Annotated in this window: 30 protein-coding genes; 17 read left to right on the forward strand and 13 right to left on the reverse strand. The window is 41.9% G+C overall.

Features of this window, described 5'->3' with window-relative positions; translation table 11 throughout:
- The first annotated feature begins 491 nt into the window (after positions 1–491).
- Genes F8S12_RS18495 through F8S12_RS18510 form a run of 4 tightly spaced genes read left to right on the forward strand, consistent with a single transcriptional unit; the run spans position 492 to position 2,518 of the window.
- Positions 492–1,139: a hypothetical protein gene (locus tag F8S12_RS18495; protein WP_196517593.1), complete on the forward strand. Its 648-nt coding sequence runs from the start codon at positions 492–494 to the stop codon at positions 1,137–1,139.
- Between the two features lies 1 nt (position 1,140).
- Positions 1,141–1,413: a hypothetical protein gene (locus tag F8S12_RS18500; protein ID WP_196517594.1), complete on the forward strand. Its 273-nt coding sequence runs from the start codon at positions 1,141–1,143 to the stop codon at positions 1,411–1,413.
- A complete protein-coding gene (locus tag F8S12_RS18505) occupies positions 1,413–1,784 on the forward strand; it encodes a hypothetical protein (protein WP_196517595.1) in 372 nt (123 codons plus the stop codon). The genes F8S12_RS18500 and F8S12_RS18505 overlap by 1 nt, the downstream gene beginning before the upstream one ends.
- Positions 1,781–2,518, forward strand: coding sequence for a hypothetical protein (locus F8S12_RS18510; RefSeq protein ID WP_196517596.1), 738 nt, complete (start codon positions 1,781–1,783; stop codon positions 2,516–2,518). Before F8S12_RS18505 ends, F8S12_RS18510 begins: the two co-directional genes overlap by 4 nt.
- On the opposite strand, the gene F8S12_RS18515 is transcribed toward F8S12_RS18510, so the two are convergent.
- From F8S12_RS18515 to F8S12_RS18535, 5 genes are all read right to left on the reverse strand, one after another.
- On the reverse strand, positions 2,515–3,510 hold the full coding sequence (locus F8S12_RS18515) for a hypothetical protein (protein ID WP_196517597.1): 996 nt from the start codon (positions 3,508–3,510) through the stop codon (positions 2,515–2,517). The two genes, F8S12_RS18510 and F8S12_RS18515, sit on opposite strands and share 4 nt — an antisense overlap.
- Positions 3,511–3,522: 12 nt before the next feature.
- Positions 3,523–3,825 carry a hypothetical protein gene (locus F8S12_RS18520; protein ID WP_196517598.1) on the reverse strand — a complete coding sequence of 101 codons (303 nt, stop codon included), beginning with the start codon at positions 3,823–3,825 and terminating at the stop codon, positions 3,523–3,525.
- Complete coding sequence (locus F8S12_RS18525; RefSeq protein ID WP_196517599.1) at positions 3,825–5,456, reverse strand: hypothetical protein; 1,632 nt, start codon at positions 5,454–5,456, stop codon at positions 3,825–3,827. The genes F8S12_RS18520 and F8S12_RS18525 overlap by 1 nt, the downstream gene beginning before the upstream one ends.
- 341 nt (positions 5,457–5,797) lie before the next feature.
- Positions 5,798–6,109, reverse strand: a complete 312-nt coding sequence (locus tag F8S12_RS18530; protein ID WP_196517600.1) for a hypothetical protein — start codon at positions 6,107–6,109, stop codon at positions 5,798–5,800.
- 17 nt (positions 6,110–6,126) lie between these two features.
- A complete protein-coding gene (locus F8S12_RS18535; RefSeq protein WP_196517601.1) occupies positions 6,127–6,939 on the reverse strand; it encodes a hypothetical protein in 813 nt (270 codons plus the stop codon).
- A 61-nt stretch (positions 6,940–7,000) separates the two neighbouring features.
- Here F8S12_RS18535 and F8S12_RS18540 point away from each other — a divergent pair, with 61 nt between their 5' ends.
- Positions 7,001–7,576 carry a hypothetical protein gene (locus F8S12_RS18540; RefSeq protein ID WP_196517602.1) on the forward strand — a complete coding sequence of 192 codons (576 nt, stop codon included), beginning with the start codon at positions 7,001–7,003 and terminating at the stop codon, positions 7,574–7,576.
- 2 nt (positions 7,577–7,578) lie between these two features.
- Positions 7,579–7,953, forward strand: a complete 375-nt coding sequence (locus F8S12_RS18545) for a hypothetical protein (RefSeq protein WP_196517603.1) — start codon at positions 7,579–7,581, stop codon at positions 7,951–7,953.
- Between the two features lie 124 nt (positions 7,954–8,077).
- Here the strand turns inward: F8S12_RS18545 and F8S12_RS18550 are convergent, their stop codons facing one another.
- The 5 genes from F8S12_RS18550 to F8S12_RS18570 form a co-directional block, all read right to left on the reverse strand.
- A complete protein-coding gene (locus tag F8S12_RS18550; RefSeq protein ID WP_196517604.1) occupies positions 8,078–8,248 on the reverse strand; it encodes a hypothetical protein in 171 nt (56 codons plus the stop codon).
- On the reverse strand, positions 8,249–10,984 hold the full coding sequence (locus F8S12_RS18555; protein ID WP_196517605.1) for a VapE domain-containing protein: 2,736 nt from the start codon (positions 10,982–10,984) through the stop codon (positions 8,249–8,251).
- Between the two features lie 169 nt (positions 10,985–11,153).
- A complete protein-coding gene (locus F8S12_RS18560; protein ID WP_196517606.1) occupies positions 11,154–11,504 on the reverse strand; it encodes a hypothetical protein in 351 nt (116 codons plus the stop codon).
- Positions 11,501–11,713, reverse strand: coding sequence for a hypothetical protein (locus tag F8S12_RS18565; RefSeq protein WP_196517607.1), 213 nt, complete (start codon positions 11,711–11,713; stop codon positions 11,501–11,503). The genes F8S12_RS18560 and F8S12_RS18565 overlap by 4 nt, the downstream gene beginning before the upstream one ends.
- Positions 11,714–11,824: 111 nt before the next feature.
- Entirely contained in the window at positions 11,825–12,046 is a 222-nt protein-coding gene (locus F8S12_RS18570; RefSeq protein ID WP_196517608.1) for a hypothetical protein, read from the reverse strand.
- Positions 12,047–12,072: 26 nt separating this feature from the next.
- On the opposite strand from F8S12_RS18570, the gene F8S12_RS18575 reads away from it, so the two are divergent.
- Positions 12,073–12,513 carry a KGK domain-containing protein gene (locus F8S12_RS18575; RefSeq protein WP_331001407.1) on the forward strand — a complete coding sequence of 147 codons (441 nt, stop codon included), beginning with the start codon at positions 12,073–12,075 and terminating at the stop codon, positions 12,511–12,513.
- A 58-nt stretch (positions 12,514–12,571) separates the two neighbouring features.
- Here the strand turns inward: F8S12_RS18575 and F8S12_RS42385 are convergent, their stop codons facing one another.
- Together F8S12_RS42385 and F8S12_RS42390 are read right to left on the reverse strand one after the other, a co-directional pair.
- Positions 12,572–12,751: a hypothetical protein gene (locus F8S12_RS42385; protein ID WP_196517610.1), complete on the reverse strand. Its 180-nt coding sequence runs from the start codon at positions 12,749–12,751 to the stop codon at positions 12,572–12,574.
- Positions 12,736–12,927 carry a CopG family transcriptional regulator gene (locus F8S12_RS42390; protein ID WP_196517611.1) on the reverse strand — a complete coding sequence of 64 codons (192 nt, stop codon included), beginning with the start codon at positions 12,925–12,927 and terminating at the stop codon, positions 12,736–12,738. Before F8S12_RS42390 ends, F8S12_RS42385 begins: the two co-directional genes overlap by 16 nt.
- 242 nt (positions 12,928–13,169) lie before the next feature.
- Here F8S12_RS42390 and F8S12_RS18590 point away from each other — a divergent pair, with 242 nt between their 5' ends.
- From F8S12_RS18590 to F8S12_RS18630, 10 genes are all read left to right on the forward strand, one after another.
- A complete protein-coding gene (locus F8S12_RS18590) occupies positions 13,170–13,343 on the forward strand; it encodes a hypothetical protein (RefSeq protein WP_196517612.1) in 174 nt (57 codons plus the stop codon).
- 70 nt (positions 13,344–13,413) lie between these two features.
- Positions 13,414–13,767: a hypothetical protein gene (locus F8S12_RS18595; protein ID WP_196517613.1), complete on the forward strand. Its 354-nt coding sequence runs from the start codon at positions 13,414–13,416 to the stop codon at positions 13,765–13,767.
- Positions 13,768–13,773: 6 nt separating this feature from the next.
- Positions 13,774–14,139 (forward strand): hypothetical protein, encoded by a 366-nt coding sequence (locus F8S12_RS18600; protein ID WP_196517614.1) that lies wholly within the window; start codon positions 13,774–13,776, stop codon positions 14,137–14,139.
- Positions 14,117–14,413: a hypothetical protein gene (locus F8S12_RS18605; RefSeq protein ID WP_230968095.1), complete on the forward strand. Its 297-nt coding sequence runs from the start codon at positions 14,117–14,119 to the stop codon at positions 14,411–14,413. The genes F8S12_RS18600 and F8S12_RS18605 overlap by 23 nt, the downstream gene beginning before the upstream one ends.
- The gene (locus F8S12_RS18610; protein WP_196517615.1) at positions 14,406–14,567 is read left to right on the forward strand and encodes a hypothetical protein; all 162 of its coding nucleotides are present in this window, start codon (positions 14,406–14,408) and stop codon (positions 14,565–14,567) included. The genes F8S12_RS18605 and F8S12_RS18610 overlap by 8 nt, the downstream gene beginning before the upstream one ends.
- Entirely contained in the window at positions 14,564–14,686 is a 123-nt protein-coding gene (locus tag F8S12_RS41685) for a hypothetical protein (RefSeq protein WP_269144832.1), read from the forward strand. The genes F8S12_RS18610 and F8S12_RS41685 overlap by 4 nt, the downstream gene beginning before the upstream one ends.
- The gene (locus tag F8S12_RS18615) at positions 14,676–15,038 is read left to right on the forward strand and encodes a hypothetical protein (RefSeq protein ID WP_196517616.1); all 363 of its coding nucleotides are present in this window, start codon (positions 14,676–14,678) and stop codon (positions 15,036–15,038) included. Before F8S12_RS41685 ends, F8S12_RS18615 begins: the two co-directional genes overlap by 11 nt.
- The gene (locus tag F8S12_RS18620) at positions 15,035–16,285 is read left to right on the forward strand and encodes a hypothetical protein (RefSeq protein ID WP_196517617.1); all 1,251 of its coding nucleotides are present in this window, start codon (positions 15,035–15,037) and stop codon (positions 16,283–16,285) included. Before F8S12_RS18615 ends, F8S12_RS18620 begins: the two co-directional genes overlap by 4 nt.
- Positions 16,286–16,558: 273 nt before the next feature.
- Positions 16,559–16,981, forward strand: a complete 423-nt coding sequence (locus tag F8S12_RS18625) for a hypothetical protein (protein WP_196517618.1) — start codon at positions 16,559–16,561, stop codon at positions 16,979–16,981.
- Between the two features lie 3 nt (positions 16,982–16,984).
- The gene (locus F8S12_RS18630; protein WP_196517619.1) at positions 16,985–18,103 is read left to right on the forward strand and encodes a site-specific integrase; all 1,119 of its coding nucleotides are present in this window, start codon (positions 16,985–16,987) and stop codon (positions 18,101–18,103) included.
- 166 nt (positions 18,104–18,269) lie between these two features.
- On the opposite strand, the gene F8S12_RS18635 is transcribed toward F8S12_RS18630, so the two are convergent.
- The gene (locus F8S12_RS18635; RefSeq protein WP_196517620.1) at positions 18,270–18,707 is read right to left on the reverse strand and encodes a hypothetical protein; all 438 of its coding nucleotides are present in this window, start codon (positions 18,705–18,707) and stop codon (positions 18,270–18,272) included.
- Between the last annotated feature and the right edge of the window lie 452 nt (positions 18,708–19,159).

Here is a 19,159-nt window from a genome sequence, read left to right on the forward strand (position 1 = left end):
TATTTATTCTTACCGAATATGTCCCTCTCACAAAAGTAAATTCTAGTTAAAAATGTCAAATTTTTGAGAGGAGGTAAAGATTATTAATTAAGAGAATTTACAAAGTAGGTCGGAATTTCAGCTATATTTATAAGTTGAAATCTATTTTTTCATGGGCAGATTTTTAAAATTGTTTCTCTTCAGTTAATTATTATGATTATCTTTCAAATAAATCATAATTAGACAGAAGTTCTCTATGTAAACAAGAGGACTTTATCTTCTTTTGTTTTCAAAATGAGAATTGCTGCATATCTCTAGTAAGTGTCCCTCGGCGGTTGGGGATTTAAACAAGTTGCCTGAGCCTACAGTTATAACTGCCATTTTGTTAATTAAAGGATTGAGAACTAGTATAAAAGTCTGTCATACCCTAAAGGTATTATTAAATTTCATCAACTGGTGAAACAGCTAAATCACTGGTTATTATTGAAACAGAGTTGCACTGAGTAAAATGTATGCCACGTCGTAGACAACGATTTGCAGATTTAGAAAGACAGTTTCGAGAAAGTGGGGGAACAGCTGCTCCAGGCAGCCGGCTTGCTGGTTATATTGATTTCAAAAAAGGAATTAACACAATAGAGGTTACTAAAAAATTAACTGCCGCTCAACGTAAACGCTATGGATTTGCAATTTTGCCTTTTGGCGTATCACCTGAAGACGCTACGCCTACAAGATACGCCGCAGCGATTACAAGTTATTCAAATGCTGGAAGAACTGCATTAGCTCTTTCTGATGCAAAACTAGGATACGAAAACATTAATGCAAGTACAGAGCAGTCTGATAATTTTTACCCAGCACTTTTAAGGGTTTTTGTAAAATCTTCAGATACAAAAACTAATCCAATATCAGGAATAACTAAGAAAAAATATAGCCGGACTCCTGGAATTAGTTACTCGTTTCCGTTTGGACGAACATTAACATCCGTAACAGATGCTAAAACTGGTGCAACAGAATCGACAATTGATAAAGTTGATGCGGAGGACGTTCGCAAAAGTTTATCAAGTTCTTTAAAATCTAATTCAGCCACTAATAATGTGACTTCTATCTCTTATGAACCAGAAGTCTTTAGAGTTGGCAAGCCAGATTTAGCATCACCTCCTTAATATGACTCAAGAAATTATTGACCCTAGAGCTTATAGGGAGTTAGGTAGTTGTTTTTATTTAGTTGTTCCAACTTGCAAAGATGATGCCGAATTTGCGGCTTTGATGGCAGACGCAGATAAAATATGCAATGCCACAAAGCAAATGCTTGATGGGTCGATAAATATTGAGGAATTACTAGAAGCTGTAGAAGCTTTTATTCCAGACATGGATGATTATCTTGAAGAAATTGAAGAGAATATGGAAGAATCTTTGATTAAGATTTATTCTTACTAATGCCTCAGACTACAGACAGTTTGGGGACTTGGGATAATTTAGGAATAATTACATTAACATTAGAGTGGCAGATATTTCCTGTAACCAGTGTTGATGCTCAGACACTACGCTTTACTTATCTTTATGATTTAGATGAGTGGGATAACTCAGAAAAATATAAATCCTATGCAATCGGACGATTTTATTATCCTACAGTAAACAATACAGTCAGTCCCTCATTTCGACTTTATCCCAAGCCACAACAAGAAATCAGACATTATCCGCAGAATAGTGGATTGTTAGATTTTGGAGCTAAGAAAATCATTTATTCTCGAAAGTATGTCAATATTGAAGTTATAATTGTTCGACTTCAAGTTGAGTCACTTTTGTGAGCGAAAGCATTATTCTTTCAGGGACAGAAGAAACATTAAAGCCAATTATTGCTTTATTAGTTGGAATTCACCAACTAATTAAAAATAGAGATATTGGCGACATTGTGGGAGTGCCGTTACATGAAAAAGTTTTATCAGAACCACAAACCGTCAAGTTAACCGTATTTTTTCATCCTAACAAAGAGCCTCCTTTCACTTTTCCCAAAGGAGGGCATCAGCTTAAACCGTATTGTAATATCTCCGATATAGACATTAGAAAGCTCAGTTGGAGCAATGTCAAAATAGCCGCAGGGGGAGCAAACGGTTACACCTGGGGCAGGTTTCTGGCCACGGCGAACATGAGCAATCGTAGACAAATGCAGGTATACGGCGGGAGCGAAAAAGATGCAGAAGAAAGATTAATTGCCTTGGCTGAATTATCAAAAGCCAAAATCCTTACACTGTCTGTAACTGAAGAGAAGAAAGTAGGCAGACGTAGTGCAAATAAATTACTTTATAAGCCAACAGTGCGAGTTTACCCGATATATTTTGTAGTAATAAATAATGAGAAAATCCTCATAGAAACCGAGCGTCAAGTTCGCCAAAAAGGAGTTGTGGGGAAATTAGCCGGCGACTTCAAGCGCCAAACAACTCAGAAAATCCCCCTTTGGATAGATAAAGAGCCATCCAACTTTAAAGCTTTGATCAAAGAAGCTTTGCGAGTTCGCGCTACATCCGCCGATGACGAAGGTTAACCAAAACTAATACTGACATCTGTGGGACGGCCTAAAAGGTTCTGTCTCATCAAGGCCTGAGCTGCTAACTGGCTATCTAGGTTATTAGCTACGATGTAACCGGACTCTAGACAGCTATCAGCGAAACCTTCAAGAGCTTGTTCTAAAAATTCCCTTTTCCCTTTATCTGGTATCGCCTCAATCCTTTTCTCAATAATATTTTGATGAATTGTAAAACTAGAATTATTGGAATCTCCCCATTTTTTCCAATTTTCTTCACCAATAATTGACCGAACAATCTTAGAAAAACCAGTATCAGGGTTTTTCTTTAAAAATCTCCGACTGGATTTGAACCTGTTCGCAAGTTCGGCATTAATCATAGTTTGAAAGGCAGTCCGGGCGATAACGTTGACCTGCCCCAAAATTTCACTTCTGGCGTCGTCGTCTAAGTCACGCATGATGGCAGCGCCGACGGCTGGATTGAAAGCGAAAGACACCGCCCCAGGAATTGCCCCACAAACCAAGTAACCCATGCTAGTGCCAACAGTCGTGCCCAAGAGTCCATAAAACCCTTGGATTTTTTGAGCCAGTAGCTGATCTAGTTGAGCATCTGTCTGATTAATGTCAAAATTAAGTACAAAATTGCTAGTACTAGCAACAGTAGAGATTAATTGTGTCAGGGAAAATCCGATGATTCCGGCCCCAATCATCCCCGCAGACAAAACGCCAACAGTCCCAAGACTTGCTAACCCAGCGAGAGCGACTCCCCCGCCAACAACGATCGCTCCTCCTAAAGCAGCAGCCAGGGAAGTCAAGGAATAATTTTTGATAAATGTAACAGCTTTCCCAAAAGTTGTATTTTTTTGTTGCGTAGTTAGTCTCTCTTCCACTGCAACGGCATTATCAGCAGTTCTCGCTAAAAAGCCAAAGCCAGGGCTAAAAATCTGTAGAATTGTGATACTTGCTTGCTTGCCAAATGAAAGGGCTTTATCAATCGTTAGTGGTAGTGGCATATATTAAATTTATTAAATTAATTTGTCTACATTCTGAGGGTCTTGAATAAGTGCACGTTTAATTTCGACTTTTGTCCCTCCTGTTGCATTAGCAATAAGCTCCATTCTTTCTAAGTATTTATCAAATACTTTAAACTTCTCTCCCCTAAGTTTCTTGCCTTGAGTTATGCTCATTTCATCTACTTGTTGTTTTTTGAGCTTCTCCCCTAGTTTTCCTCCTATTGGTTTCTGTCCGGCTAAAACTTCGGAAATTTCTATAGTTTGATTAACTTGCTTATTTAGTCTTGATAAGGTTTTACCGTCATCTTTTGCCATTATTCTTGATCCGTCCTTTGAAAATAAATTGCTCTTAGCATTGCTGCCAGTTGTAGTAAATCCAATAGCTGATCATGAAGGGAGTTGCTCCCTGTCCAATCATCGTAAGTGTACTCGACCTCACCAACTTTTAGAAAGTTTTTAGGGTTTTCACTATTTTGGGTTGCAATTGGGATTCCTTCTTTATTAGTATTGAATTTTGGTAAAGAAATGGCAGTATTAATCTTAGCTTTTTTAGTGTTTGTAGGGTAATCGAGATAATCTTGAATATCTTGGATAACTGTAGTTCCTTTGGTTGCGACCGCTCTTGTGGCAACGATTTCAGTAGCCATCTTAAATATTAATTCTGTCTGAATATTATTCTGTTTCGCCATTTGAGACGTTAATAAAACAATCTCTTTTAGCGATTCAGCAACGTTAGGCAGAACAATAGTAGCAGTCTTTTTATCTTGAGTCTGATACTCAATTACTTGATGAAATTCACCCAACACTGCTGAATCTTGTTCGCTCATCCAAGCTATAAACTCAGTAATATTATTAATTTTTCGCTTCTTCTTTCCATCAATAAACCCGAATACTTTTGCAAATACACCCTCTTTAAAAGGCTCAATCATCGTATCTGGCACGGTAACGGGAAAAGTATCAATTCCAATAATCCTATTTGCAATCTCGATTCGGTCAACTGTTAATTTAAAATAATCGTTCAAACTCTGAGGAGTTTTGGTAGTTTTTTGGGCGCCTTGACGGGTCAAGTCTTCATCAAAAATAGTTACTTGCTTTGGCTCACCTACTCTCTTAATCAAGAGCCTTAGTAATCTTTCTAAATTAGAATTATCTGGGCAACATCCCATTTTACAGCATTCCTTTTTTGGTGGAGGCGGTGGTTCAATCTTTGGCGGTGGTGCTGGCGCGCCATAAATAGCATATATGCTTTCATCGGTTCTCGTCGAACCTGAAATTTCATTAGTACTAGTTATTCTGTATGCGCTAACTGGACGACCGCGCATTTTTTCTTGTGCTACGTATCTTTGAAGCATATCTCTGGTTTGAAAATAGTAAAAATTATGTTCATAAGCAAAGCCTCCACTCCTGTTGTAGTAAGCTGTATATAAAGTTTTGCTATTATCACCATAGAAAGTAAAAGTTTCGTTATGTGAATAAGTAAATACTTCACTATCTGCCATTCTGTTTCCAAGTCTAGTACTTCGCCAAACTCCATTGTATTGAGCAGAAGCTGACGCAATTAAATCTAATTTCCAGAGCGGTTTTATTTGAATATTGGGATTCCAAGGTGCTGGAATTGTCACATCACCTTGATAAGGAAATTCTACATTTGCAATGTTTTGAGTAGTTTTACTTTCATATCTTCCTACTCTATTATTTCCTAAATAAAGAGTTTCGCTAGTATAAGCATAGGATTGATACAGAAAATATATATTCAATCCATCTGGTATTTCTAAATCTTCTTCATAATCATTATTTTCCTGGGGTTCTTCGGGCTGCGGGAAACAATCTGGATTGCGGTAAACAATTTGGACGGGAGGAATTTTGAAAAACAAGAAAGTGCCGCTAAACTGAACACCAAAATTGCACTCGTCTTGCACAATATCAAGCCCAATGCCCAAAGGCATTATGTCTATGGGATTCCCGCCACACCAAGGGCTATCAGGATAGCGATCGCAATCCATTGGATCGGCAGGTTCGCTGGGAGTTGCATAGAATGGGCCTGTTAGAGGAACCAACCCTACCTGGGGTGCTTCAGGTTGATAAAAAAAATCGGGTGCAGGGGATTCGTTAGACTTTGTTTGTCTGACCATTTTGGAATCTAATAGATAAACCTTTAGAAAAATTATGCAGATGTTGATATTTAAATTCCATATTTTCTAAATCTGTCTTGCCATACAATTTGTACGGCATTTTGAAATCTCGCGGGTCATTTACTGCTGTGATTCTATCAAATTGCTCATACATATTAAACAAACTCTCTAATTTCTACAGAGCCAGTTCCACTGGCGATAATTCCATAAAAAGCACCTGTATACTTGATTGGTAGTTCGTAAAAACCACCAGCAGGAATTGGAACCATATAATTTGTAACACTAACGGACGAAGTGACATCTATGTAAACAGTTTGAGTTAAACTATTAAAAATAGTTAAGCTTTGCCTATTAGTATTAGCAGGAACAATTATTGATCCGACGTTAGATAATGAGTTTGCAACTTCGCTGCCTGTTGAGGAGGTATCAACGAAAGTAAAAGTGGCAGGAGGATTGTATAAGGCCATGATTTTTTGATTGTAGATTAAGTAGATTGTATTCCGAGCAACTGACTGTTGCCACTAGAAATTGCAGATATATCACCTAAGTGAGCGACATCGTTTATAGAAAAATCAAATGCTCCACCCGGTTGAAGGGGAATTCCTTGATTTAGAAACGCTGTTGACCCAAAATTTAAATAAATTGGAGCATTGCCAACATTAGTTAAAAGCACGTATTTTCTAGTAAATATTGCTGATACAACTACTGTGCTTTGCTGACTAACAGCTTTGTTAATCGGAGTAGAATTGGTAACTGGAGGAATATAATTAGCCTCTTCAATAACAACTTCTAAAACATAGCTTCCATGAATTGTGATTAAATCGTTAGTTTCTAGAGAACCATGTCCGACGTCTTTAACTTCTATTCCTAACCGGCCATTCTCACCCAGTTCTACAGCCAAATTGTCAGTGAGCAAATCAAGTAAATTGTAGATGCGGTAAGGGTAGCCACTGGGGTTTAGCAAGCTTATTCCCCCTACTAAATGCCAGTCAGTTATATTGTTGGATATATAAACATTTAGTTCAAGCCTTGGCGATAGCCACTCTACATCCAATACTTTGTAAAGTCTTTCTGTTTCACTATCCTCGACAGAAATATTTGGTAGATTGATTGGAGGCAGACTAGTTATTTTAGCAAATGCTTTGAGATTTTTAATAAAAACGTTTGCTGAAAGTACTTGTCCGCCTCCTGTTATGCCAGCAAGAGAATTAGTAATTATTGGTATTATTCCGGTTGGGGAAGTTGAATCAATTTTTCTGGCAATAGTTAAAACTTTGTTGTAGGTAATGACTGACATATTAAATTGAAGTAGAATAATTTGTCATTATATACTAGTAAATATCTCGACGGTTCAATTTATGCCTATTTCTTTCTCTTCCGACCATTACAATATCTCTCATCCAGGCTATGTGCCTGGAAGATACTATCAAGGATTTAAAAATATTGCTACTTCTACAAGTAGCACGGCAGGTTTTATAATTAATTTTATTAGTTACTATTTATTTACTATTCATCACAAAGTGACGCTAACTCGTTTAGCTGTTTCTGTTGTTACATCTGTTGCAGATACGGATTTAAGATTAGGAGTTTATTCTAATCAAGATGGAATACCAAAAGATTTATTAATAGATTCGGGAAATATTGCAACAGAAACATCAGGAATAAAAGAAGCAATTATTTTATTGCCTTCGACTCCGGGGGATTATTGGCTGGGAGGCGTAACTTTTAAAGCACCCAACCTTCATACTTGCGCTAGTAATTTGGCGACAAATTATGATTTAGGACAATCAACACCTACTATCTCAACTGCAAACTCTGGATTAAGAAACACGCTAGCTGTTGCCCCTAACACAATGCCAATTAGCGCTCCTGTTGATAATCTTTATTATATAAATGGTAATAATCGTCCTTTATTTTGGTTTAAAGCAGGATAAAAATGAAAATTCAAACTTTTTTAAATGGGCAGTTGGTTGAAGAATCCGAGATTGAAGGTTATACCCCTCCTAATGTTTCTGGTTTTAATACCCAAATGCTTTTTAGTGATAGTTACATAAAGGTGAGAACTAATGCACAAAATCTCGATGCTAAATCAACGATTGAGTTGCTATCCGTTCGGTTAGAGTTGAAATTACAAATTACACTTGCAGATTTAGAAATATACAAATTAATTTGGGATAACTTGATTGCATCTATTCCTCAAGGAATTCTTGTAGAGGCAGATGGAGAGAATTTTAACCAGGTTGCTGAATCTAATAATATGCCTTTTAGGTTTGAACAGGATTTTAAATTAAGAATCCTCTTAAGTGAATAATTTATTGGCATGAGCATTGAAAATATAGTGCATTAAAAATTAAGATGGCGAGAGCCATACTAAGACCTCCTACACTTACCCAAAACAATGTTTTAGTTTGCTTTTCATTCATAAGTTACAAAAATTAAGTTTCGTCACCTGGCAGCGCGATCGCCTTCCTCTCCTGAAAACCGCGATCGCAATTCTGGCAATACCATCGCTGAATATTGCCGTCTTTGCGTAAGTTATAGCCATTGCGGTAAGTGCGCCAGCCACAGCAATGGGGGCACTCAATCCGGGTTAGGTTTTTAGTCATTTACTGCATTTCCTCAAACTCACCAAGATGAGAAGTAAGTGCTGTGTTGTTGGGAGTCTTAAAGGTGAAATGGGTCAGAGACGGGGGATTAGGGATGCTTCTGAGAATACAATCCTCAATCCACTCATAGTTATCGTCGCCGATAATGCGTACTCGGAACTTGTAATCTGAATTTTCAACTTTGGAACTGAAGTATTTTGTTATCTTTTCTTGCCACTGCTTGATAACACCACATTCTACAGACCACCTGGGTAGTAGCTTTTTATCTGGGATTGCTTTGATAGTCTTGGCTAAAATCTGTCCGTCTGGCATCTTAAAGGTAAGCCAGATTTTACTATCACCGTTTTGGAATCGGTGGTAGGGTTCGGCGCTGACCTGAACCGCTCCAAAATCTGACTCTACTTTAAATATGAAAGGTTTGACGCCCTCAAATGTTTTGTAATAATTGCATTTCTCTGGGCAAGTGATAGGACTACTGTCGTCTTTGGCTTCTGTGTTAGCCAGGGGTAGTTCCGCTTGTACAACAAAATTATTTTCAGAAAAGTTTGGTAAAGTAGGCGGATCAAGGCGGATCACGGGCGGATTAATCGGCTCGAAAGTCTCCTCCTGTAAGGGTTCAGGTGTGATCTGCCTAGCCGGATCACTAGGCGGATCATTTTGTGGATTTTGGAGAAGTGATCCGGGTGATCTGCCTTGATCCGCCTTTTTACCCAAACTTTTTTCTTTTTCTAATTCAGTGTCAAGTTCTAAATTTGGGGAAAGTGATCCGGGTGATCTGCCTTGATCCGCCTTTTTACCCAAACTTTTTTCTTTTTCTGCTGACGACTTCAACCGCCAAGCCCAAGGGCGACTGTTACCAATTTTTTGTCTGTACTGTTCCCATCCGTTCGACCGGAGAATAGCTGAAACCCTCTTGGTGTAAATCATCTCTTGTCTGCCGAGTTCAATTCCTAGCGCAGTTCTCAAAATTTCAGAGGTGGTTGTCTCTCCCTGCTGTCGAGCGTAAGCTAATACTGTATCTGTCCAAGGATCAACGGATTGAAAATCTTTGCTGGCTTCGTTGTGAACTTTCGACTCTGCTGATGACAACCACCACTGATGTCCTTTTTCATAAAGGGCATTAGCAGCTGCCCAAATTAAATCGCGTTCTCTGGCTAGCTGCTCAATATCAATTGGGATGTCGTCTATTACAGGAATAATCCAAAATCGCCGGTTCCCTGTGGGGTCGTTGAGGAGTTCGGTTTCGTTGCTTGTGCCGACAAGAACACATGCGCGGGGATGTTCTTTTACGTCACGGGCGTAGGGGGCGCGGAAGGCATCAACGCTCGAAGACATAAATTTTTTGATGCTGCTGATGTCTTTCCTCTTATACATGTGTTCGATTTCTGGAATTTCCAGACCCCAAAACTGATGCAGTTTCATTAGCTCGTCTTTCTCATTTCCGTCACTGAGTTCGTCCGTAAACCAGTGACGTCCAAACAGTTCACGCCAAAAGCTGGATTTGTTTATTCCCTGTTCCCCTACGAGGATCAAAGCGGTATCAACTTTACAACCAGGGCGACGGGCCCGAGCTACGGCTGATATCAGCATCTTTTTCAGGTAAATGTTATGAAGTGGGTCGTCTGTACCAAAGTATTTAGTCGCTAAGTTATCAAGAATTGAAGGGTCAACTGTACTGTATCTAGCGGCAACTTCATCTAAATATTCGACTACTGGATGGTACGCATTTTGAGATGCGATCGCCTCAACAATCATTTGTGCATCTCCTATTTGTACATCCATATCAAATTCGTCTGCTATGTACAGCCGCAATCCGTTTAAGTTTATTCTTTGGTCGTTCAGTTCAATGATCTTCTTGAGTTGGTTTAGCCGGAGGTTATCGCCCCATCCATCTTTGATGATTTTGTAGGCACGGTAAACTTTTGATGTCCGTTCATCGTCATCATATTCTGTGTCGTTTTTACGTTGCTCCTCTAAGTCCTTCTTCCACTCTTCAATGGTTGGGGCATCATCTACTAGTTGTTTGAAAGCTTCTTCACCCTTAGCAACAATAAAGTCATCCATGCCTTTAAGCTCAATAGATGGTAATTTAATTACCATAACTTTTGAGCCTGTAGCAGATAAGTCTCTGGCTATGTTGATTAAGGATTGCTGGACGGGTCGTTTATGTAATATGTCGGCGTCAAAGCACAGGTAGAAAGTTCTACCAAAGCCTGCAAAAGCTTCTATCCATGTGTCAAGCCTCCCCATCTTTCGGCAAGTCGATACACCAGGTATAGATATGGTTGGGAGTCCGAGGCTCAACCCTGCACCTGCTTTCTTGGCTCCTTCAGTAATAATTATGGGGATTGATTTATCAGCAAGTATTTGTTGCCAGTACTCCTCTATTCCTGTGTTTAAGAACAAAGGGAATGCACCGTAACCAGCCGCTCCCAAATACTTATTTACTTTTCCATCTTTGCCTAGTGGCGAGATATCTGGTTTGACCTGTACGCCATCTAAGGTATTCTCTCCTGTCAGTGGATTTACCCCTGAAACCATCCAGCAAGGTGCTAAATGATCCGAGTGCTTCTGTCTGGATTTTGTATTGCGATTTAGTACCTTATCAACTTCTCTGGAGTCATATAAGGTTCTCACGTTTTGTTGGATTATTTTTGCAGATACACCACTTAACTGCCATTCTTCCCAGTGGTGAGATGCAATGGTATCGACTGTTTGAGGAGTAGATAAAGTCATTGTTCTACCCTCTAAAAGATGCTACAATTGTTGTCATATAACACATAAAATGATTATAAATTAGCGGTTCCTGCCGCTTTTTTTTTTTGGGCTGGTTAACAGGATGACAAGCGTCTGTTAGTCGCTTTTAGAAGTATTCGATTGTCGATCGCACTCACTTCAAGAGTCCCTAGAAAGGGTCGATCGCAATTTCCAGGCAGGCGTCAATCCATCGGCTGATGTCGTCAACGCTGGAAATTCTCGCGGCGGATTGGCGTAGCGATGTTAGCTCATTGGGAAATCCGCCTGACTGATTATTGTTGGCATCCCAGCAAGGGGCGTTGATGTAATGCTGGCAAAATTCGGCTATTAGGCTGATTTGCTCGGTAGACAACGGCTGGCGTCCAAAGTATTTAAAAACTGCGTCGGGGAGTTCTCCTGATGTTTCGTCCGTCCAGTTCAGAGGCAAGCCCATTGGGGAGCGATAAATGTCAGGTATTCGCTTGGGCTGGTAGATGGTTACTATGATTTCGTCGGTCATGGGTCATTAGTTGCTGGTGTTGGGGTATCAGTAAGTTGCAAGTACAAAAGAAAGTTGTCTAACTGCTCCTCGGTCAGGAGTAACCGCGATCGCACTTGGCAAGTTTTCAGCAAATGCTCTCGACCTTGGGCTTCTGTCCAGCCTAGCCTTTGCATTTCGACATCTACTTTGTTCATTAGCTCGGTGAATTTTTCGCTTCTGGCTTCCATTGGGCATTGGGCATTGGGTATTCGGAGGGGGAATCCTGGATGCATCATTTTTACTAAAGGCGATCGCTAGACAATACGTAGCTTCCATCCATGCTGAATGTATAAAACGTACTATACAGATGTGAAGTCAACGTAATAGTCAGTCCCTACAGTGAATTGAGCCGATGCCTCTGGGTTGGTAACTTGCAGTGTAATTGCACCGGCTGGTGTCGCTTTCCAGAAAGTTAAGTTTTCTTGGCTGGCTGAGTTGATTACAGGTGTTAATACAATTTGTGCAGTCTGGGTTTCGTGGTTGAGTTGGTTGGCTTGGCAGGTGAATTTAGCTCTGATCATTGTTTTGAGTCTTTTGTAGGTGGGCAGTGGGAAAACTTAGGAAAGGCGGATCAAGTTCATACCTCGATCCGCCATGTTCTAAGCTGAAAGAGAAAATCGAAATGAGTATTGAAAGATTTGGGTTAGACCCTGAGAGTAAGTTGGGGTTGAGCGAAGATGACGTTATTACCATTCAGTCGAAAGACTTTGGACTGGAAGCTATGACTAAGGTTGGTCGTCTCCTCCAAGCACTAGAAGCATGGCCTTGCGGTAACACCAATAACAAGGGCAATGAGTCTCAATGGTTTGTAGAGAAAGGGATTCCATGTGAAATATTGCGTACAGCAGGTGGAGGCTGGCAGAAGGGGAGATTCCGTATCCGCCTAGAATTCGTGCCTGATAACCCAGAGGCTTTTTTGAAAGATTCACCTGTGGAGAATAAAACTCAGTCACCACTAGATGACCTTCGCTCGAACTTGGATGCCTAACTAGTAATAAGCCGATCGCACAAAACAAAGCCGTCCTGCCTGTGAAAGGGGGACGGCTTTATGCTGGTTGTTCAGACTGTTTTTCTAGTTGAATCTGAAGTGATTCAAATTCTTGGATTCTGGATTCTATCTTTTCTGCTTCTCCATTAAGCTGCCGAATCTCGTCGTAATGTTTTTGAATTTCCTCTTTCTTTGCTGCCAGCTGATCGCGATAGTCGCTAATCAGTTGGCGGAGCATTCCCCCAGTAATTGATATTCCGAGGGAGAGGATACTTGTTCTCTCGCTATACGTTCTATCATCTCGCTCTTGCTGATACCCATTGCCTTGGCTTTCGCGTTCAGCATTTCCACGCCTTCTGGTGTCAGTGTTAGCGTTAGATCCTTTTTCCTCTGACCGTGTAGCGGCTTTCTCATTAGTTGTACCCATGTGCTTCTCCTAAATTGTACCCCTGCACTATCTTTACATTTAACCCCGGTACTATTATATTTATAGTTGTACAGGGGTAGTATTGTTTTGGCAAGCTTTTTAAAGAGACTCCTTACTCAACCAAACCCCACCCAAACCCGGCAGAGATAGCAGCCTGCCAGCACTGAGCAAAACACCAAAGACCTGCTAGGGGAAACTGCCAGCCCACACTTACCCAGGAGATACCAACGTGCAAGTGACAGTAAAGGAACTAATTGAGAAGTTGCAAGAATTCCCGCAGGAAGCGGAGATAGCGATCGAGGAGCTTGAAAATGATCAGGAATTTTATATCATCAGCTTTCACGCTGGCGACAACAGGGTAACTATTGTGATTAGCGACGAGGAAGAAGAGGAAACGGAGTGAGTGCAAGTAAAAAGGCGGTCACTTCCCAAGAGCGATCGCCAGTAGTTAAAACTTCAAAGCGGGAGATTAAATGACAAACAGCTTAACAGACATAAAACCATCTGACATCCTCGACGAGATGGACGGCAGCTTTAACCGCGCCCAGGCTACAGGCTTGAATTGCCTAATCTTTTTAGCGCTGCGCGAACAAACCACAGTTGCTTACCAGCAGAAAGAATGGGGCTTCGACGACATCCCCGAACAGATCATTACCTGGTGCAATGCCCTTGATGATGACGACCTACTCGAATTAGCCAAACAGATCACAGAAAACCTGCTGAAAGACGAGTTTACTGCCGAAGAAATGAACGCAAAAAGCGGCGAAAGCTTTACTATCCAAGGCATTCACCCCGAAGATAACCCCTCACTATTGAGCGACTATTAACCCACTATGAGCGAACAAGAAACCATAGATAGAACCATTAACGGGCGGTCACAAGGCAACTACAGCAACAGAAAAGGACGGAAGAAGGAATGGAAAGACCTAACTGTTGACCCACTCTCAGAGGGGTCTGACAGCCATCAAGCCGAGTATGTGACGGGTAAAGCTCCAATGACTTGGGCATTGCTCGAAGTCGGTCAACTGTTTTCCCGTTCCAAAAGCGGCAAGAATCTGCACTGCAAGCTCAACCATGGCCGCGCCATTTGCCTAGACACCCGCCAAGCGATTGAAGTTAAACCCAGTATCCGTAACTCTTTGCAGGTTTGGGTAGTTACCAATTTTAACTCAACCAGTGCAAGTAAACCCGATTATTAAGGCGATCGCATTTTTCCAAGAAGCGCGATCGCCCCAACCGAGGACATTGTTTCAAGTAAAACAACTTACCAAAAATTATATGACTGATAACCGACCACTAACACCCAAAGAACAAAAAGTCGTTGAGGAATTTGAATCAGCTCGTCCCGGATTGGGAGCGATCGCTGAAAATAACATCCGCCATAACGACAAAACTGGTTGGGCTGAAATCATCGCCGACACCCCAGAGGAAGAACTGGTTTACAAAGGTGTTGAGGTGGTGAACCATGCCTGAAGAGCGTAGTCCTTGGCTAAAAGCAGCGATCGCAATTTCTGAGGATCTCAAAAAAGAACCGCTAGAAGTCCAAGCAGAGATTCGGCGGATGCATCGCAAAACTTACCCCGAAACCTGGAAAGCTATACGCGAGAAGGAGCAAGAGCAACAGTGAATCAAATAAGCATTCTTATTTGCATCATCGGCGCTCTAGTCATTGCGATCGTAGCACTGTGCAAACAGGAGGTTGATCGCCCTTTCTACCTCAAAATCGAGGTGCAGTATGGCAGATGAGCAAAAGATAGTAGTTGAGGTTCCCAGAGAGCGGGGCTATTCCCCCGTGGCTAGTACGCCTGAACTATCAAGACTGGAGGAATTTAAAAAAGGGTGGATAAATGCGATCGCGCTGCCAGACAATCTGCCGGACTTGATTTATGACTTTACATCCACAGTCTCAATACCCGCTTTATTAAGTAGCTGTTGGGTGAGTATCCCCTTCCCTGGATTTATCCGCCTGGGGGTTTTTGGAGTGCTGGCGATCGCTGGTATTGTCGTCCTTTACTTGCGGCAATCCGTGCCAGAGGTCAAAGATATTCTGCTGCTGCGTGTTGGGTTAGTTGCTGTGGGGGTGTTGCTAGGAATATGAGCAGTGATTTGCATCCATCCCAGCTACACCAGCACTTACAGATGTACACCTGTGCTAAATGGTCATTTTGGGGTAGTCTGGCTGTCAGTTGTGGTTTATTGCTCTTAGGGGCATCTCAGAAGCCGGATTCTAAGCCGTGGTTACTAGGTGCATCCGTCGGCGTTTTGGAAGTGGGGCGCAGACATCGCCAAACAGCCAAACTCCTGCAAGAATCACTCGGCGATATCGACCGAGCGTCACGTTTAAATTATCAGGCATTGGTCAAGAGCCAGACTCAACCCACGGCACAGTTGGCGGTCACAGTTGGCGCGGTCGATGTCAACTGGAAGCCAGAAAACCTGATTACAGACCCAGTTGAGTACATCCAGAAAAAACAAAAGCACGTTGCTTTGGTCGGTGGTACGGGTGACGGGAAATCGACTTTCACCCAATACTTATCATCAAAAATCGGTGGGCGGGTCGTTGTCTATGATTCCGACGCCAAACCCGACGATTGGGCATGGCTCTCTCCACAAGATGTCATTGGCAGGAAAGGGAACTTCAAAGCCATTGACACGGCAATGGGTAACGACCTCAAAACCTTAGAGGAGCTTGTAGAACTGCGTGGTGAAGGGGGAGATAACGCGATCGCAGGTCGTGAGCGATTCCTAGTTGCTGAGGAGTTCCCAGTATTAGTAGATGAGTGTGACCACCCTGCCAACTGGATCAAGCGTCACGCCAAGCGGGGACGACGATACAAACAATTTGTCTGTGCGCTAGCCCAAAACGACACCGCCGAAAACTTCGGACTAGAGGGAGATAAGGGTACGCTTTACAGCTGCTTTGTGCTGGTGCGTTTGGGGCAGTTCGGACGTGACTACGCCAGGACTAAACTCAAAGATCCTCAATTGGAGCAATGGTTGAAAGCTGGTGGTAAAAAGCGGTTTATGGTCGATGACTGCCCTTGTGAGCTTGACCTTAGCAACTGGGGAGCGGGGAGCATGGTACAGCCGGAAACCTCCGGCGGGGGAAATGAGGAGGTGCAATCGCAGCCTACAGCCATCAACGAGTTTGAGCAATTCATTTTTGACTGGGGTCAACAGCACCCAGGCGAGGTTTTAAAAGCCAGAATCCTGGTGCAAGCTAGCCGATTATTTGAGGGGATGCAGCCGGATGAAGTGCGGATTATCTTCGCTTCTATGGCTGACAAGGGATTGGGGGAAGTCGAAGGAAATGGCGATCGCCTCGGCTGGAGGTGGTCAAAGTAATGTCTACACTTTGCCTACAGTCCGTCTACAGGCTGTAGGCAAAGCTTTACAGGTAAATTACCGATAAAGTAGGCGGTGGTTGAGTGGGAGTGCGATCGCTCAATACATCGCCACAAATTAACCAAGAGTCTGTCTACACCGTCTACAATTTTTTGCCCCCAAAATTCCGGCTGTAGACGGCGAAAGTAGCCGCCAGAGCGGGTTTTAGCGTCTGTAGACAGAATTTTCGGGGTTTAAAAAACTTAAAAAATCAGAACAACTTTTAACTCTGCAATGACTAATCAAAATTGTCCAAAGTGCGAATCAACCCGCACCAATTATCAAGAAAATTACGGTTACTGGGAGTGCCTTGACTGCGGTTATGTCTGGGCGGACGACGGCGACGATCCAGATTATGAAGAAGAATCTCTAGACCTGGGGACGTGCTGTGGTTGCGGTTGCACTGGGGAAACAGTCCAAAATCTCGTCATGTTGCAAAAGAAAGCTCCCGTGCCTGGCACAGGCTGGGGTTGCGTGGTCTGTGGTGTGCCGAGCGATGGCGCCGTCGCGGTTGTCTGTAATGATTGCTTGGCGCGGCTAGAAATACAGCCGGATGTCATCAAGGAAGTTGTTTACGGCTATGCAACTGAGAAGAAACGGTATTCACTAGCCGCGCTAACGGAATTTTTTGACCACAAAGACATACTCCACGGCTAATGGATGATGATTGAACAGCGAATTAAGGAGGCTAACGGACGGCTTAAAAATAGCTATTGCGGCTTAAAAATCGAAAAAATAGGGGGGCGACTTTACCTTCGTGGAACATTCCCCCCTAAGTCACTATCCGGCAGAAATAAGTCCTATCGCCAGAGAATATCAGCCGCTAATGCTAATCAAGAAGGGATAAAAATAGCGGAAAGGCTAGCAAAAAAAATTAGCGTACAAATCGACGCCAAAACCTTCGACTGGGCTGATTATCAAGAAGAAGCAGAAGTAAAACTTAATATCAAAAATATTAATGATTGGGTTGAAGAATTTGAAAAAGATTATTTTTCTAGGAAGGAGCGAACGTTTAAGACACAAACAACATGGAGAGTAGAGTACCGTGCAGTGTTTAAGTTCCTACCGCTAGAAGACGAATTAACAATTGATAATTTAAAATCGACAATTATAAATTGTTCAAAACCTGATACCCGTACTCGCAAGCGTTTCTGTCAATCATTAAATCTATTGTCTAAATTTGCTGGACTAAATTTTGATTTTTCAAATTTAGTAGGAAATTACAGTTACAGCAGCAGAGAACCGCGCAATCTGCCAACTGATAAACAGATTCAAGATTTTTATTACCAAATTGGTAGCGACTACTGGCGATGGATCTACGGAATGATAGCTACCTATGGGCTAAGGAATCATGAGGCATTTTTTATTGAGCTAAATTCCATAAAAAATCCTGACCACTCGATAAAAATAACCCAGGGTAAAACCGGATCGCGTAAAGTGTGGCCGCTTCATCCTGAGTGGGTTATCACCTTTGACCTGACTAGTCCCAAAGTCCCAGCGATAAACCTAAACCGTCCCAATACAGCGATAGGCAATGTGGTTACACGGCATCTCAGGAGAAATGAAAATATGCCGTTCAAAGTTTATGACCTACGCCATGCCTGGGCAGTGCGATCGCTTGAGTACGGCATTGATATTTCATTAGCTGCAAAGCAAATGGGACATGGGTTGCAAGTTCATAGTAATTTGTACCATTCTTGGATTAACGAGCAAGCACACCAACGGGCTTTCGAGCTAGCTATTAACAAGAGCGATCGCCCGCTTCCACCATTGTTATAGTGATTCGTAATCAGCAGGCCGTGGGTTCAAATCCCATCATCGGCTTTGATGGAAGTAGTGCTTAATAGTTGAAGTTTGACATAAATCAAGTGTACAGTGACTAATTATTTGTCGTTGGTGACAGATTAATGTCGCTGTCTCACAAAATCGCATCGCTCCCGGTAGATTATTGCAACAAAGGAGTTGTGCCATTACTGTTAGTTGACGCATTTGCAATTGCAGCTTGAGTAGGTTGAGTAGTAAGAACCGCTACAACTGGAGTAACTTTTGAACTAGATTGTTTATTTCGTTTTCGATTGGAGCCGCCAGCCTTGGAATACTCCATACTGTTTCTGCCGTAGACAGTTGCAACTCCACTTAGCATTCGTTCAGACATTTCCGAGAGAGCTTTATCCATCTGGGTTACTGTTTTACGCGATTCTTCCAGATTGGAAACTAGCGTATTATTAGCTTCTAGCACAGCACGGGTAGTGTTGATTAAGTGGTTGTAAGTTTCAATGGTTAACCCATGTCCTAAATCCAGATTTTCATCAATAGATTTAAGCAAGGCGAGACGAAGTTGGGCTTTGTCAATAGCAGCAGAACCACGAGTTTTTAAAGACATAACACATCCTTTTTTAATAATTCCTTTTTCAACATAGTGGAGTATCCTTTTGCTTGAGATGGGTAGTTTTGTGGATTTATTTCATTAAAAGTTCTACGAAATAATTACGAGTTTGCCTGTGTTTTTACTCGTTTTCATATCGATTTGTTGTTTTAGAATAAGTACAATCAGCAACAGTAAGGGATCTGTGGGTTAATAGTGTCCCAACTAAGCGGGTTTCGACACTTCGACAAGCTCAGTGCATCGCTGCGCTCAACCCTCAGCCGTCGAGAGTTGAGCGCAGTCGAAACTCGGTTTACTGGTACTTTATTTTCACGCAAGTCCCTAATCACAAAATCAATAAATGCATACCCCGAAATAACAATTGCGTACCCCGAAATAACAATTGCGTACCCCGAAATAACAATTGCGTACCCCGAAATAACAATTGCATACCCCGAAATAACAATTGC

The sequence above is a fragment of the Nostoc sp. WHI genome (genome assembly GCF_015714725.1).
Taxonomy (GTDB): Bacteria; Cyanobacteriota; Cyanobacteriia; order Cyanobacteriales; family Nostocaceae; genus Nostoc.

Bases quoted from the DNA above. Each gene is read 5' to 3' on its own strand.
- F8S12_RS18550 (WP_196517604.1), bottom strand. From the start codon at position 8,248: ATGACTAAAAACCTAACCCGGATTGAGTGCCCCCATTGCTGTGGCTGG.
- F8S12_RS18595 (WP_196517613.1), top strand. From the start codon at position 13,414: ATGACAAACAGCTTAACAGACATAAAACCATCTGACATCCTCGACGAG.
- F8S12_RS18570 (WP_196517608.1), bottom strand. From the start codon at position 12,046: ATGATCAGAGCTAAATTCACCTGCCAAGCCAACCAACTCAACCACGAA.
- F8S12_RS18520 (WP_196517598.1), bottom strand. From the start codon at position 3,825: ATGGCAAAAGATGACGGTAAAACCTTATCAAGACTAAATAAGCAAGTT.
- F8S12_RS18610 (WP_196517615.1), top strand. From the start codon at position 14,406: ATGCCTGAAGAGCGTAGTCCTTGGCTAAAAGCAGCGATCGCAATTTCT.
- F8S12_RS18530 (WP_196517600.1), bottom strand. From the start codon at position 6,109: ATGGCCTTATACAATCCTCCTGCCACTTTTACTTTCGTTGATACCTCC.
- F8S12_RS18560 (WP_196517606.1), bottom strand. From the start codon at position 11,504: ATGACCGACGAAATCATAGTAACCATCTACCAGCCCAAGCGAATACCT.
- F8S12_RS18540 (WP_196517602.1), top strand. From the start codon at position 7,001: ATGCCTATTTCTTTCTCTTCCGACCATTACAATATCTCTCATCCAGGC.
- F8S12_RS18635 (WP_196517620.1), bottom strand. From the start codon at position 18,707: ATGTCTTTAAAAACTCGTGGTTCTGCTGCTATTGACAAAGCCCAACTT.
- F8S12_RS18535 (WP_196517601.1), bottom strand. From the start codon at position 6,939: ATGTCAGTCATTACCTACAACAAAGTTTTAACTATTGCCAGAAAAATT.
- F8S12_RS18565 (WP_196517607.1), bottom strand. From the start codon at position 11,713: ATGGAAGCCAGAAGCGAAAAATTCACCGAGCTAATGAACAAAGTAGAT.
- F8S12_RS18620 (WP_196517617.1), top strand. From the start codon at position 15,035: ATGAGCAGTGATTTGCATCCATCCCAGCTACACCAGCACTTACAGATG.
- F8S12_RS42385 (WP_196517610.1), bottom strand. From the start codon at position 12,751: ATGCTCCGCCAACTGATTAGCGACTATCGCGATCAGCTGGCAGCAAAG.
- F8S12_RS42390 (WP_196517611.1), bottom strand. From the start codon at position 12,927: ATGAGAAAGCCGCTACACGGTCAGAGGAAAAAGGATCTAACGCTAACA.
- F8S12_RS18545 (WP_196517603.1), top strand. From the start codon at position 7,579: ATGAAAATTCAAACTTTTTTAAATGGGCAGTTGGTTGAAGAATCCGAG.
- F8S12_RS18505 (WP_196517595.1), top strand. From the start codon at position 1,413: ATGCCTCAGACTACAGACAGTTTGGGGACTTGGGATAATTTAGGAATA.
- F8S12_RS18495 (WP_196517593.1), top strand. From the start codon at position 492: ATGCCACGTCGTAGACAACGATTTGCAGATTTAGAAAGACAGTTTCGA.
- F8S12_RS18515 (WP_196517597.1), bottom strand. From the start codon at position 3,510: ATGCCACTACCACTAACGATTGATAAAGCCCTTTCATTTGGCAAGCAA.
- F8S12_RS18525 (WP_196517599.1), bottom strand. From the start codon at position 5,456: ATGCCTTTGGGCATTGGGCTTGATATTGTGCAAGACGAGTGCAATTTT.
- F8S12_RS18630 (WP_196517619.1), top strand. From the start codon at position 16,985: ATGATGATTGAACAGCGAATTAAGGAGGCTAACGGACGGCTTAAAAAT.
- F8S12_RS18615 (WP_196517616.1), top strand. From the start codon at position 14,676: ATGGCAGATGAGCAAAAGATAGTAGTTGAGGTTCCCAGAGAGCGGGGC.
- F8S12_RS18600 (WP_196517614.1), top strand. From the start codon at position 13,774: ATGAGCGAACAAGAAACCATAGATAGAACCATTAACGGGCGGTCACAA.
- F8S12_RS18555 (WP_196517605.1), bottom strand. From the start codon at position 10,984: ATGACTTTATCTACTCCTCAAACAGTCGATACCATTGCATCTCACCAC.
- F8S12_RS18625 (WP_196517618.1), top strand. From the start codon at position 16,559: ATGACTAATCAAAATTGTCCAAAGTGCGAATCAACCCGCACCAATTAT.
- F8S12_RS18500 (WP_196517594.1), top strand. From the start codon at position 1,141: ATGACTCAAGAAATTATTGACCCTAGAGCTTATAGGGAGTTAGGTAGT.